This is a genomic window from Vibrio sp. 2-2(8), assembly GCF_963888495.1.
Classification (GTDB): domain Bacteria; phylum Pseudomonadota; class Gammaproteobacteria; order Enterobacterales; family Vibrionaceae; genus Vibrio; species Vibrio anguillarum.
On the sequence record NZ_CAWPJM010000012.1, the window covers coordinates 1 to 14,171 of the forward strand.

13 protein-coding genes are annotated in these 14,171 nt (G+C 43.4%); 3 read left to right on the forward strand and 10 right to left on the reverse strand.

The genetic code is table 11. From position 1 onward, the window contains the following. Positions 1-456 precede the first annotated feature (456 nt). The 7 genes from AACV12_RS05935 to dusA form a co-directional block, all read right to left on the reverse strand. Positions 457-1,209 (reverse strand): phosphoadenylyl-sulfate reductase, encoded by a 753-nt coding sequence (locus tag AACV12_RS05935; protein WP_017047140.1) that lies wholly within the window; start codon positions 1,207-1,209, stop codon positions 457-459. Continuing rightward, entirely contained in the window at positions 1,202-2,935 is a 1,734-nt protein-coding gene (gene cysI / locus AACV12_RS05940) for an assimilatory sulfite reductase (NADPH) hemoprotein subunit (RefSeq protein WP_170901491.1), read from the reverse strand. Before cysI ends, AACV12_RS05935 begins: the two co-directional genes overlap by 8 nt. Further along, entirely contained in the window at positions 2,935-4,788 is a 1,854-nt protein-coding gene (locus AACV12_RS05945) for an assimilatory sulfite reductase (NADPH) flavoprotein subunit (RefSeq protein WP_170901494.1), read from the reverse strand. Before AACV12_RS05945 ends, cysI begins: the two co-directional genes overlap by 1 nt. Positions 4,789-4,884: 96 nt before the next feature. After that, positions 4,885-5,115 (reverse strand): hypothetical protein, encoded by a 231-nt coding sequence (locus AACV12_RS05950; protein ID WP_038149123.1) that lies wholly within the window; start codon positions 5,113-5,115, stop codon positions 4,885-4,887. Positions 5,116-5,281: 166 nt separating this feature from the next. Further along, complete coding sequence (locus AACV12_RS05955; protein WP_170901496.1) at positions 5,282-5,938, reverse strand: TIGR04219 family outer membrane beta-barrel protein; 657 nt, start codon at positions 5,936-5,938, stop codon at positions 5,282-5,284. Positions 5,939-6,037: 99 nt separating this feature from the next. Continuing rightward, positions 6,038-6,247: an envelope stress response protein PspG gene (gene pspG, locus AACV12_RS05960; RefSeq protein WP_026027454.1), complete on the reverse strand. Its 210-nt coding sequence runs from the start codon at positions 6,245-6,247 to the stop codon at positions 6,038-6,040. Between the two features lie 210 nt (positions 6,248-6,457). Further along, the gene (dusA, locus tag AACV12_RS05965; RefSeq protein ID WP_088731531.1) at positions 6,458-7,438 is read right to left on the reverse strand and encodes a tRNA dihydrouridine(20/20a) synthase DusA; all 981 of its coding nucleotides are present in this window, start codon (positions 7,436-7,438) and stop codon (positions 6,458-6,460) included. A 251-nt stretch (positions 7,439-7,689) separates the two neighbouring features. Between dusA and zur the strand changes: the two genes are divergently transcribed. Together zur and AACV12_RS05975 are read left to right on the forward strand one after the other, a co-directional pair. Beyond that, positions 7,690-8,148 carry a zinc uptake transcriptional repressor Zur gene (gene zur / locus AACV12_RS05970; protein WP_017043301.1) on the forward strand — a complete coding sequence of 153 codons (459 nt, stop codon included), beginning with the start codon at positions 7,690-7,692 and terminating at the stop codon, positions 8,146-8,148. A gap of 18 nt (positions 8,149-8,166) precedes the next feature. Further along, a complete protein-coding gene (locus tag AACV12_RS05975) occupies positions 8,167-8,628 on the forward strand; it encodes a chemotaxis protein CheX (RefSeq protein WP_017043302.1) in 462 nt (153 codons plus the stop codon). Between the two features lie 96 nt (positions 8,629-8,724). Here the strand turns inward: AACV12_RS05975 and pgi are convergent, their stop codons facing one another. From pgi to AACV12_RS05990, 3 genes are all read right to left on the reverse strand, one after another. Next, complete coding sequence (gene pgi, locus AACV12_RS05980; protein ID WP_094164072.1) at positions 8,725-10,377, reverse strand: glucose-6-phosphate isomerase; 1,653 nt, start codon at positions 10,375-10,377, stop codon at positions 8,725-8,727. 221 nt (positions 10,378-10,598) lie between these two features. Continuing rightward, a complete protein-coding gene (gene alr / locus AACV12_RS05985) occupies positions 10,599-11,672 on the reverse strand; it encodes an alanine racemase (protein WP_212754941.1) in 1,074 nt (357 codons plus the stop codon). A 13-nt stretch (positions 11,673-11,685) separates the two neighbouring features. After that, complete coding sequence (locus tag AACV12_RS05990) at positions 11,686-13,092, reverse strand: replicative DNA helicase (protein ID WP_013857915.1); 1,407 nt, start codon at positions 13,090-13,092, stop codon at positions 11,686-11,688. A gap of 174 nt (positions 13,093-13,266) precedes the next feature. On the opposite strand from AACV12_RS05990, the gene AACV12_RS05995 reads away from it, so the two are divergent. Beyond that, the gene (locus AACV12_RS05995) at positions 13,267-14,031 is read left to right on the forward strand and encodes a DUF481 domain-containing protein (protein WP_047691125.1); all 765 of its coding nucleotides are present in this window, start codon (positions 13,267-13,269) and stop codon (positions 14,029-14,031) included. Positions 14,032-14,171 lie beyond the last annotated feature (140 nt).

Sequence of the window (14,171 nt, forward strand, 5' to 3'; positions counted from 1 at the left end):
CAGATTGATAGGTTTATATTGTTAAAGAGCGTTCTTCTCTGGCTTGCCGAGGCTTCCTTTGAAGAGGCGGCCATTCTAGCGAGATAATGAAAAGTGTCAAACACTTTATTAAATTATTTCGTCTTACCGATTTGACCTACTGATTGGCCGGCTAATTGGGCTTGAACCCTTACTGGCTGTGCCGTGTCAGTGAGGTCGCATTATAGAGATCGTCGTCACGTTGGCAAGCGTTATTTTATAAAAATTGCAAAAATAGCGCTTAATCACCAAATTACTGCTCAAAGCCTTATTTATTCAATTTTACTAAGATCAAGTAAACATGTTACCCACAGAGTTATGCACATTAGCTGTAATTTTTATCTTTTCAAACGTAGAAAAAGCGCCTTCAGACGCTTTTTCCGTTTCACTCATTTCTTTTTTACACTATATAGAAGATTAAATACCTGCATCATCTCCTTAGTTATTCTCTTCATGAAGACCACACTCTCTTTTTAAGCCGAAGAAACGCGTTTCTTCTTCATTCATTCCCGGTTCCCATTTACGAGTGGTATGAGTGTCACCAACTGAAAGGTAACCTTGCTCCCACAATGGATGATACGGCAGGTGATTTTCTTGCAGATAATAATGTACATCTTTATTTGTCCAATCAATCACAGGTAGGAATTTAAACACACCATTTTGAATCGCTAAAATAGGTAATGTCGCCCGCGATTGTGATTGCTCTCGGCGTAGGCCAGAAAACCAAGTACCAATATCTAGTTCATCTAACGCTCTTCGCATCGGTTCTACTTTATTAAGGTGATTGTATTGTTCAATGCCAGTAACGCCTTGTTCCCAAAGTTTACCGTAACGTGCCTCCTGCCATGATGGACTTATCGTAGCGCTGAAGATATGCAGATTGAGATTCAGGTGATCCGTGAGCTGGTCAATAAATTGATATGTTTCAGGAAACAAATAGCCCGTATCCGTCAATACCACTGGTATATCGCTTTTTACGCTAGAAACCAGATGCAGCATCAATGCGGCTTGAATGCCAAAGCTAGAAGAAAGCGCATGGGTTCCTTCTAGATTCTCAATCGCCCACATCACTCGCTGCTGCGCTGTTAACGTTTCGAGATAAGCATTTAATGGGGCAAGGTGTAACGTTTGCTCTACTTTAGTTAGCGCCAATAACTCGGACAATTTAGGAACTACTGGTACTTCAAGCATAGAAATCTCTCTTAGAGATGATCACCTCTTCTATAATGCCGGTGCGAATGGTGAAATCGCCAAAACCCTCATTGGATTGACGCTCTAGCGCCCAGCGGCCGACTAGATGGTCAATTTCTTCTAGGATCTGTTTATCGGTAATGTTTTCTTTATACATTTTAGGCACACGTGTGCCCGCTCTATTGCCGCCAAGATGTAGGTTGTAGCGACCGGGAGCTTTACCAACTAAACCAATTTCAGCCAACATCGCTCGGCCACATCCGTTCGGACAACCTGTGACACGTAAGATAATGTTTTCTTCTTTAGGTAACGCATGTTTTTGTAGGATCGTCTCTACATCCGTTACAAATTGAGGGAGGAAACGTTCCGCCTCAGCCATAGCTAATGGACATGTAGGGAAAGAGACACACGCCATCGAATTTTTACGTTGCTCACTCACATTGTCATTGATCAAACCATGCTGACGCGCAATCTGCTCAATCGTGGCTTTTTGTAGAGCTGGTACTCCCGCTACGATGAGGTTTTGATTGGCCGTCATACGAAAATCACCTTGGTGGATTTTAGCAATTTCTGCCACACCACGCTTTAGCGGTTTATCAGGGAAATCGAGTAAACGACCATTTTCGATGAAAAGTGTTAAATGATGCTTACCATCGATACCTTCAATCCACCCAATCCGATCACCACGTTCTGTAAGCTCGTAAGGACGGCTGACCGCAAACTCAATACCAGCACGCTTTTCAACTTCGGCTTTGAACACATCGACGCCCACTCTATCGAGTGTGTATTTAGTTTTTGCATTTTTACGATTAGACCGGTTTCCCCAATCACGCTGAGTCGTAACCACAGCGGCGGCGACTTCTAAGGTTTTATCCAAAGGTATAAATCCGAAATCATCAGCACGACGCGGGTAAGTAGAAGTATCACCGTGCGTCATGGCTAGGCCGCCACCCACCAGCACATTAAAACCAACTAACCGACCTTGTTCGGCAATCGCAACAAAGTTTAAATCGTTGGCATGTACATCCACATCGTTTTGGGGCGGAATAACCACTGTCGTTTTGAACTTACGCGGTAAGTAGTTATTACCTAAAATCGGCTCTTCATCTGTAGTTTCTAGTTTTTCACCATCCAACCAAATTTCGGCATAAGCGCGCGTTTTAGGTAACAGATGTTCCGAAATCTTCTTCGCCCATTCGTAAGCTTCCTGATGCAGTTCAGACTCCACAGGATTGGACGTACACAGTACGTTACGGTTCACATCACCCGCTGTGGCAATCGAATCAATACCAATGCTGTTTAACGTTTGATGCATCAATTTAATGTTAGGCTTCAATACCCCGTGAAACTGAAAGGTTTGGCGAGTGGTTAAACGAATGCTGCCATATAGGCTGTGCTCAGTTGCAAATTTATCTATCGCTAGCCATTGTTTCGGCGTGATGATCCCGCCAGGCATGCGCGCACGTAACATCACATTGTGCAGAGGTTCTAACTTTTGTTTTGCACGTTCGTTACGAATATCGCGATCGTCTTGTTGATACATGCCATGAAAGCGAATCAACTGAAAGTTGTCAGCACTAAAGCCACCAGTGATGCGATCTTGCAGATCTTGCTCGATCGTCCCACGTAAAAAGTGACTTTCACGTTTCAAGCGCTCGTTATCTGACAATGGGCCTAGCTCTTGTCCTAATACTTCTTGATGATTAGATTGTTGTTTGGTGCTCATTAGTACACATCCCTTTGATAACGTTTTGCTTTGCGCAGATCGTTGATATATGTCTCTGCCTGTTCACGTGATAACCCACCTTGCTGCTGTGCAATAACAATTAGTGCATCATGCACATCTTTCGCCATGTGCGTTGCATCACCACAGACATAAAGATACGCACCGTTTTGAATCCATTGCCAGACCAGTTCGGATTGTTCAAGTAATCGATGCTGGACGTAGACTTTCTCATGCTGATCACGGCTAAACGCCACATCTAGACGACTCAGCACACCGGATTTCAGATATTTTTGCCACTCAACTTGATAGAGAAAATCTTGAGTAAATGTACGATCACCAAAAAACAGCCAGTTTTTTCCTTTTGCTTCACGGTTATCACGCTCTTGAATAAAGCTACGAAATGGCGCAATTCCGGTGCCAGGACCAATCATGATAATAGGCACGTTATCATCTTGCGGTAGTTTGAAATTATTATTGTGTTCAATGAAAACCTTTACCTTGTCGCCCTCTTCTAAGCGCTGGCCAAGGTAACTGGACGCTCCCCCAAAACGGTGCTCATCTTGGTGTGTATACTGAACAATGCTGACGGTAAGATGCACTTCATCTTCAACTTCGCTTTGACTTGATGCGATAGAATAAAGACGCGGCGTTAAACGACGTAATAAAGAGAGTAGCGCTTGGGCAGTCAGTTTAGTTTGCTTCTCTCGCAGTACATCAATCACTTGATGATGGCTCGCATACAATCTGAGCTTCTCTTTATCCTCCACCAGCTCAAGCAGTTTCGTACAACCAGATAACTCAGCAAACTTGGTCACCATCTGAGGATTTGCAGCCGTAATTTCATATTTATGCATTAAAGCACTATGGATGGATAAACTTTCGCCATCGACGTCAACACTTTCGACACCCGATAGCTCAGTCGCAGATAACACGGCATTAACCAACTCTGTATCGTTTTCATACCATACTCCAAGCGCATCCCCAGACTGATACGTTATACCTGACTCACCCAAGTCAATTTCAATGTGGTGCACCTCTTTTCCTGAATCTCGCCCAGTAATTTTTTGACTCGTCAGTAAAGTCGCACTGTAAGGATTTTGCTTACTGTATTGAGATAGATGACTCGTGGTTTGACTCACGGGTAATTGCACAACTTGCGTAGACGTACTTGCAAAAGCTTCTTTTACCACTGCTAATGCTTTGGCTTTCCACTCGGCGGCTTGATGTTCGTAATCAACGTCGCAATCCACTCGCTCAATAAAACGTTTGGCACCAAGCTGCTCTAAAAATGCATCAAAATCTTTACCCGTTTGGCAGAAAAATTCATAACTGGAGTCACCTAAGCCAATCACACCATATTGCAAGTGAGGTAATTTCGGCGCTTTCTTGGATTGTAAAAATTCATGCAGCGCTAATGCATTGTCAGGGGCTTCGCCCTCGCCATTGGTCGATGCAACAAAAATAACATGCGTTTCTTTCGCAAGATCTTTGCCTTTGTAATCACTCGCATCGAATAATTGAACCGCGATACCGGCAGCCTGAGCTTCTCTTTCCAATCCTTCAGCAAGGCCTTTTGCATTGCCTGTTTGAGAAGCGAAAATAATGGTTAATTGAGTCGCAGGCTCCATTGATACTAAAGTGGCTGCTTGTGAGCTGGAAGTAGAAATACTTGATGCTTGAGACTGACTGAGGCCCCAAAAATATCCGCTAACCCAAGCAAGCTGCTGCGGGGAAAGTTCTGAAATAGTACGCTGCAATCCGTTCAGTTGCGCGTCATTGAGTGGGCTAGCTAAACTGGCTAGCTCTTGGGGTATGGTATTTCCTGAAGACATGGTCACGACTTCCCTATTCATTGCGTGACAATAGATTAACCACTCTCTTTAATAACAAGAAAGAATAGATAAGTATGTTTTATAACTTTTTGGAAGTAGGCATTACGCTTAATTCTCTCATTTAGACTCGACTCGAACTTGCTTAAAACCCACCTCCATAGCCGATTTAGAGGCAAGATCCAGATCGGTATACTGGCATTCGTCACCCTGAGAATCGGTTAATAGCACGAACCCACCACGGCAATGCCGAAACTCGACTATCCAATGCCCTTCTTGGAAAGAAGGTTCAATAATGGCTTCGATAAGCTTGTTCTCACGATACAAGTCCCTTAACTCGGTAATCGTCATCACCACACCATTTTCACATTATTCACTCGTGAATTAAGCATGGTACATTTTGCTTATTCTGCTAAGAAATTGCACAATAATATAATTATCAGTTATAAAAAACGCCACATTGTAGAGGTAGCGTTTTATGGAAAATGCATTTAGCGCGTAAGTATCGAATCGATACTTAAAATTGAAATTCAGCCCCCAAGAACCAACCATCAACAAAGACAAATGAGTTTTTCGTTTTTGGGTCAAGTTCGGTGAATTCAAGATCAATCACACGATAGCCGCCACGCAATGCGACATTGCCAGCACGAATAGGTATGAAATACTGCAAACCCGCTAGTACATCTGCGCTTTTAATTCCGCCACTATCACCAAAATCAAACTGCCCAATCACATCAACTTGGGTATTGGGAATTTTAATTGTGGCATAGGCATACCAGTTAAAAGTCGTCTTATCAAAACTGTACTTCAAGCTATCTGGTGCTTGATACTGAGAACCACTATATTGAGTGAATGTAACACCCGCATCGAACGACATTAACTGTCGCTCTAACAGATTGTAATACAAGGTATAGTCGTACTTATCAAAGGATGCATAATCCGCCTCAAGCGTGGTATAACGAATACTCGCATTGGGCAAATAAGGTAGCTGATGCTCAAAAGCAACGTGGATTGAAGGTGTCTTCACATCATCACGACGAGTATTGTCGATTTTAGTGCTGCCCCACCACATGTCAGCGCCAACTTCTCCACGATAAAATGATTCTGCTTGAACCGATGCGGTTGACATCATCATTGCCACACTGACCAACGCTAACCAAATTGGTTTATTCATCCCTATTGCTCCCTATTTATTCGCTACTAATGCATGTTCTTAATTGAACGCGATAGTAGCATATTCCTGAAGTGAGTTAACGTTTCGTTGACTGCCACATTAGCGAGGGGTGTACACCACATGACGGAAGAACCAGACCCCCAAAACAATCACAATGATCCAAGGTAGTAGCTTAAACATCACTCCAATCATGCCTAGTAATGCCAATACTATGAAGCCCATGACCGTCGCAATAAACACAGTCGCCAAAGTGATGCCTGTCGCCAATAAAGTTGCAATAAAAACCAATAAGAAAATAAGTTCAAACATGATGCTTTCCTCCGTTTCTCTTACCACTAGCAGATATCGAGCCAACTTGTTATCACCACCTCTGATTTCAAGTCAAGACCAAAAAAATCACAGTTTCTTGGCCAATCAAGCACTTGAAAAGCAATATTTATTTCAATAAAAAAGCCAAATAACACCGAGTCATTTAGTCTTTCTATTGTTGGTAAAAATCACCACTTAAGTTGGTAATTTTTACACATTCAACTCTTTCGGAATTTTTGCTAATGCCGCTTGCACGACTTCAATTCCCGCACCGGGCTTATGCGCATTCTCACTGATATAACGTCGCCATTGACGAGCACCTGGCATATTTTGGAACATACCTAACATATGGCGGGTAATATGGCCAAGGTAAGACCCCTGAGCTAATTGACGTTCAATATAAGGAAACATCTCTTCAATAATTTGAGAACGTTTTTTAATCGGCGTATCCATACCAAAAATGGTCTGATCCACTTCCGCCAACAAATAAGGGCTTTGATAAGCTTCCCGTCCAATCATTACGCCATCTAGATGCTGTAAATGCTCACTGACTTCAGCTAAGGTTTTGACACCGCCATTCACAGCAATGACTAAATGTGGGAAATCTTTTTTCAGCTGATATGCCCGTGAGTAATCTAACGGCGGTATTTCACGGTTCTCTTTTGGGCTCAAACCACTAAGCCACGCCTTACGCGCATGAATAGTAAACTGTTCACAGCCCCCTTTCTCTGATACCAATGAAATAAAATCAGTCAAAAATTCATAAGAATCCATGTCATCAATACCAATACGCGTCTTTACGGTTACCGGAATATCAACTACTGATTTCATCGCTGCAACGCAATCCGCCACCAGTTGCGGCTCAGCCATTAAACAAGCACCAAAACGACCATTCTGGACGCGATCGGACGGACAACCCACATTGAGGTTAACTTCATCATACCCATACTGCTGGGCGAGTTTGGCACAATGAGCGAGATCTTGTGGATTTGAACCACCCAATTGTAACGCTACTGGGTGTTCCTCCTCGTTGTAAGCCAAGAAGTCCCCTTTACCATGAATGATCGCGCCTGTCGTGACCATCTCGGTATACAGTAACGTTTGCGAGGACAGCAAGCGATGAAAGTATCGGCAGTGGCGATCTGTCCAATCGAGCATAGGGGCTACTGATAGCTTACAAGGGTGAGTCATGATTTAGATATCCCAATTCAGTCAGTTTCAATGGCTAAACTTACAGCCAAAAACAAAGTTTGGCATTGTAATCGCTTCGAGTTTATAGCGCCAACAGTTCTTCTTCTGTATCGTTTTGCATCGATATAAGGTAATTTAAGTACTATTTTCGTTGCAAACAACGATCACATCGCTAACTAACTCCAGAAAATGTTGTAGGCTACAAGGCTATTAATCTGGAAATAGTATATTATTATTAAAGTCCAATGGTTATGGTGATGAATTTGGACCACAAGCTAACGAAACAAATAGAAGAACTATGCGCAGCGAGAGGAGTACGACTAACTTCTCAACGAAAGAGAGTGTTTGAACTGATTTGTTCAAGCAAAAAAGCATCCAGTGCTTATGAATTGCTTGAAGATTTAAAGCAAAGCGAGCCCCAAGCTAAACCACCAACGGTGTATCGTGCTCTGGACTTTTTGTTAGAACAAGGCTTTATTCATAGAGTGGAGTCAACAAATAGCTTTATTTCATGTTGCTCTTGTAATGCTAATAAGCATTTCTCACACCTATTAATTTGTGACAAATGTGGCAATGTTATTGAACTTCAAGATGATAGTCTGATAGCCTTGCTAGCAAGCAACGCTGAGAAACACGGTTTTAACATCGTTAATCACGTTATTGAATCTCATGGTGTTTGCCAAACGTGTTCCTCAAGTCTGAAAGTATAAAAACAGTAGAAGAAGGTTATGCGCGCTGAATTTGTAAACCCGTTTTTAGCTTCTTTAATGAACGTGTTAAAAACGATGGCTTCATTAGAGTTGAAGCCACAGAAACCTCGTGTAAAGAAAGATGAGATTGCCCGTGGTGATGTCTCTGGCTTGATTGGTATGGTTGGTAGTCAAAGCCGCGGTTCCATGTCTATTACTTTTGATGAAAGTCTAGCATTGGAAATCATGCAAAATATGTTAGGTGAACGCCCCAACGGTCTCAATGAAGAAGTGACAGATATGGTCGGCGAAATCACCAACATGGTGACAGGCGGAGCTAAACGTATTCTTGCCGAGAGTGGTTTTGACTTTGATATGGCAACTCCGGTTGTTGTCTCAGGAAAAGGCCACACGATTCGTCATAAATGCGAAGGTGCAATTATTATCATGCCGTTTACCTCTCAGTGGGGTAACGCTTTTATCGAAATCTGTTTCGAGTAAGCTCTTTCATTAAAGAAAAAAAGGTTGATACCGTTAAGTATCAACCTTTTTTATTTGGATAAAACCTTACTCACATCCAAGTAAGGTTTTGACGCATTACGCTTTAAATGTCTTAAACGCGTTAATCAAACCATTGGTTGAGCTGTCGTGTGAACTCACTTGAGCATCGTCGGCTAACTCAGGCAGAATTTGGTTTGCTAACTGCTTACCAAGCTCAACGCCCCATTGATCGAAACTGAAGATATTCCAAATAACACCCTGTACGAAAATTTTATGCTCGTACATCGCAATCAGGTTGCCCAAAGTGCGTGGCGTGATCTGCTTAACTAAGATTGAGTTGGTTGGGCGGTTTCCTTCAAACACTTTAAATGGTGCGATTGCCGCCATTTCTTGTGCTGATTTGCCCGCCGCTTTTAGCTCAACTTCAACGGTTTGCTGCGTTTTTCCAAACGCTAACGCTTCTGTTTGAGCAAAAAAGTTCGACATCAATTTTTGGTGATGATCACCCGCTGGGTTATGGCTGAGCGCTGGCGCAATAAAATCACACGGGATCAATTTTGTTCCCTGGTGGATCAATTGATAAAAGGCGTGTTGACCATTAGTACCGGGCTCACCCCAAATGATTGGACCCGTTTGGTAAGTTACCGCTTGACCGTTACGATCTACGTATTTACCGTTTGATTCCATATTGCCCTGTTGGAAATAAGCGGCAAAGCGATGTAAGTATTGGTCATAAGGCAGAATCGCTTCTGATTCGGCGCCGTGGAAGTTGTTATACCAAATACCAATCAAGGCTAGGATCACAGGAATATTTTGCTCAAAAGGTGTCGCCACAAAATGTTGATCCATCTCATGCGCGCCGGACAGCAGTTCCACAAAGTTGTCATAGCCTACAGCCAATACAATGGATAGACCAATTGCTGACCATAGTGAGTAGCGTCCACCGACCCAATCCCAAAATTCGAACATGTTGTCTGTATCAATACCAAACTCAGCGACTGATTTCGCATTAGTCGACAGCGCTGCAAAGTGTTTTGCAACATGAGTTTCATCGCCTGCTTCCGCTAAGAACCAATCACGAGCCGTATGTGCATTGGTCATGGTTTCTTGGGTAGTAAACGTCTTTGAAGCCACTAAAAATAGCGTGGTTTCTGGATTGACTTTTTTCAACGTTTCAACGATGTGTGTTCCATCAACGTTAGAAACGAAATGAAGATTAAGATGATTCTTATACGGCGCAAGTGCTTCTGTGACCATGTATGGACCAAGGTCTGAACCACCAATACCAATGTTGACAATATCGGTAATCGCTTTACCAGTGTAACCTTTCCATTCACCAGAAATCACTCGTTCAGAAAACGATTTCATCTTCTCAAGTACCGCATTCACGGCTGGCATCACATCTTCACCATCAACCATGACCGGTGTGTTACTGCGGTTGCGTAACGCAGTGTGCAGTACGGCACGGCCTTCAGTTTGGTTGATCGCGCAGCCTTGCAGCATAGCGTCGATGGCTGACTTTAGTTCAGTCTCATTCGCCAATGCTTGTAAATGTTGTAAGGTCTCTTCGTTGATCAAATTTTTTGAGTAATCAACAAGAATATCTGAACCAAAACGAGTCGAGAATTTATCGAAACGTTGTGCATCTTGTGCAAAAAGCGATTTAAGGTCCATATCTTGCGCTGATTCAAAATGCGCAGTCAGTGCTTTCCAAGCGTTGGTTTGCGTTGGATTGATATTTTTCAACATGGTATCTATCCCGATGTGACAGTAGGTTTTATTCCTATCATTCCTAAACTCTGTTTCAAAATGATGGAATCCCCGATTGAGCAAAAAAAGAAAATGGTATCGACTGCCTATATTTGGAAGGCAACACGTCGTTATTCGTTTTGTGAGCGCCATTATGACGCAGCTTACCCGCTCTCATATTGAGTTAGGTCAGGTAAACCTAATGGGTGCATACTCTGGCTTTATTGATACGACATCTCAACACGAGAAGTGAGTTTCGTCACTAACTCGTAAACGATCGTGCCAATGTGAGAGGCCACTTCTTCTGCTGGTAGCTCTTTTCCCCATAAAATAACCTCATCACCCACCTTATCGCAGGCTTGTGGACCGAGATCGACCGTAAGCATATCCATTGAAACTCGCCCTGCAATCGGCACTTTACGCCCATTGACAACAACCGGAGTTCCATTGGGTGCAGTGCGAGGATAACCATCGCCATAGCCAATTGCGATAACACCAACCTTAGTGTCACGCAAGCTTGTCCAAGTGGCACCGTAGCCGACACTCTCTCCCGCTTTAACATCACGCACTGCGATCAAGTGTGATTTTAATGTCATTACAGGTTGATAGCCCAGCGCTTGCGCCGAGTTATCATCAAAAGGAGAAACGCCATACATAATAATACCTGGGCGAACCCACTCTAACTGGCTGTGCTTCCAAGCTAATAAACCAGCGGAGGCAGCAAGTGATCTTTCACCCTCATGACCTTTTGTCATTGCTAAAAATAGCTCAATTTGCTCAGAAGTGGTTGATTTATCGAGTTCATCGGCACAACCAAAATGACTCATATAACGCAATGGCTTCACTACGTTTTTACACGCTTGCAAACGTTCTAAAAAATCGGGGTATTGTTCTGGGCGCACACCTAAACGATGCATTCCGCTATCGATTTTCAACCAAACATTGACTGGGACATCTAATTGAGCTTGCTCTAAGGCGACTAACTGCTCCTCACAGTGAACAACGGTTTGAATGTTATTGGTCACCAATACAGCAAGATCCATCGGGGAATAAAAACCTTCAAGCAACAAGATAGGTTTTACCACACCGCTCGCTCTCAGTTGCAGCGCTTCTTCAATGCGCGCCACGCCAAATGCATCCGCGCCCAGTGCATGTTTCGCAACATGCCGAAGCCCATGACCATAACCATTTGCTTTGACCACCGCCATAATTTTACTGTTTGGTGCCTGCTGTTTTACTCGCTGTAGGTTGTGCTTTAACGCATCGAGATCGATGCAGGCGGTTGCCGCTTTCATGTAGCTCATCAAATTACTCATCGTCAAATGCAGGGCCTGCATAGTTGTCAAAACGAGAATACTGCCCTTGGAAGGTCAACCGTACAGAACCAATCGGGCCGTTACGTTGCTTACCTATAATAATCTCTGCGATACCCTTTAACGAACTATCAGGGTGATACACCTCGTCGCGATAAATGAACATGATCAAATCGGCATCTTGTTCTATCGAACCGGATTCACGCAAGTCGGAGTTGACTGGGCGTTTATCGGCGCGCTGCTCCAACGAACGGTTAAGCTGCGATAAAGCCACCACGGGCACATTCAATTCTTTAGCCAGCGCTTTTAACGAGCGAGAGATCTCCGCAATTTCTAAAGTACGGTTATCCGATTGCGAAGGAACTCGCATCAACTGCAAGTAGTCGACCATGATGAGCGACAAGCCGCCATGCTCGCGCGCAATACGACGAGCTCTAGAACGAACCTCGGTAGGCGTTAGGCCTGAGCTATCATCTATGTACATATTTTTCTTTTCCATGAGAATACCCATGGTAGATGAAATTCGTGCCCAATCCTCATCATCCAGCTGCCCAGTACGAATTTTGGTTTGATCAACGCGAGAAAGCGATGCCAACATACGCATCATAATTTGTTCAGCAGGCATCTCAAGAGAGAAGATAAGAACCGGTTTTTCTTGCTCCATGGCCGCGTTTTCACACAAGTTCATGGCAAACGTCGTTTTGCCCATAGAAGGGCGAGCAGCTACAATGATCAAATCAGAACCTTGTAAACCAGCCGTTTTCTTATTGAGATCAGCAAACCCCGTATTCACGCCCGTGACACCATCTTGTGGTGTTTTATACAGCAGTTCAATACGCTCTAAAGTTCTTTCTAAAATCGAATCGACATTCTGCGGGCCTTCATTTTCGCTGGTACGCTCCTCAGCAATGGCGAACACTTTACTTTCAGCCAGATCGAGCAAATCTTCCGAACTGCGCCCTTGCGGATCATAACCTGCATCCGCAATCTCATTGGCAACACCGATGAGGTTACGCACCAATGCTCGTTCCGCTACGATTTCAGCATAAGCATTAATGTTAGCCGCACTGGGCGTATTTTTCGCCAAATCCGCTAAATAGGCAAAACCGCCGACATCTTCCAACTGTTCGCGACGCTCGAGATACTCAGATAATGTAATAAGATCGAGTGGCTTACTGGCTTCCAAAATCGATTTAGCTGCATCAAAAATTAGGCGGTGTGCACGGCTATAGAAGTCTTTGCTGACCACACGCTCTGCCACCGTATCCCAACGTTCGTTATCCAATAGCAAGCCTCCAATCACTGATTGCTCAGCTTCGATCGAATGTGGAGGAACTTTAATTGCGTCGACTTGTGCGTCAAACGGTTTACGATTTCGTTGATCTGTTCGTGGTGCAGCCATGACTTCGCTCAATACTATCTAATGACCGACCATTATAGCCAGAATAGATCATTTGTAATTATGTAAACGAAACTTTGTGTTTATCTCGTAGAGAATTAACCTCATGCTGACCAAACAGAACCGCCCTACACCTACTATTTCGCCCACTATTTTTATTCACTTTAGGGGTGCTTCGTGTCCAAAATTTGGTTTCTTAGTTTTAGCCTGTTCGCGATGAATGCAGCTTATGCTAATGAGGATCTTAAAAACGATACGGAAATCGAAGTTCCTTCTCCTTGGAATAGCCAAGTCGAATTGGGTTACCAAGCCCACTCAGGTAATACTGATTCAGAGTCATTGAATTCACGAGTCAAGACAGAATACATAACAGGTCGCCATCGAACCAATGGTGAGTGGAAATTGTATCGTCTTGATAAAAATGGAAAAGAGAATAAGCGGCAGGCAAACTATTCGCTGCAAAGTGACTATAAGTTAGCTTCAAAAGCCTATCTATACGCAAACTTTAACGGTGTTGATTCGAAATACAGCGCCTATTTCAAAGACTACACGCTATCTGGTGGAATGGGTTACCAATTGATGAATACCGACATATTGCTATTAGAGATTGAAATAGGGCCCGGTTTTCGTTACCAAAAACCTAACCTAGATGAGATATCAAGTACGGATATTGTATTTGCAAATACAGTCGAAGAAGTCATATTTCGTGGTAACTTAAAAGGTGTTTGGGCAACTTTCGATAATTTAACCATCTCCTCTGAACTGACTCTTGTCGCAGGAGAAAGTAACATCAGAACCGATAGCGAACTCATTTTAACCAACCACATTACTGATTCGATTGCGTTGAAAGTGAACTTGTCTCGCCAATACCACGATAAGGTTCCAGCAGGACTAAGTAAAGCCGATAGCGTCACTTCATTTAGTTTACAGTTTCGTTTCTAGGTAGTTTGAAGATAAGTAAAAATCCGCCTTCTTAGAAGGCGGCTTTGGTTTACAGCCCCCTGAAAGGGGGCATCCTCGCGCTGTTAGTTCATCTTCAACTCTAACTGCACCTCATATTCTTGATCTTTCTTGTCTTGGTG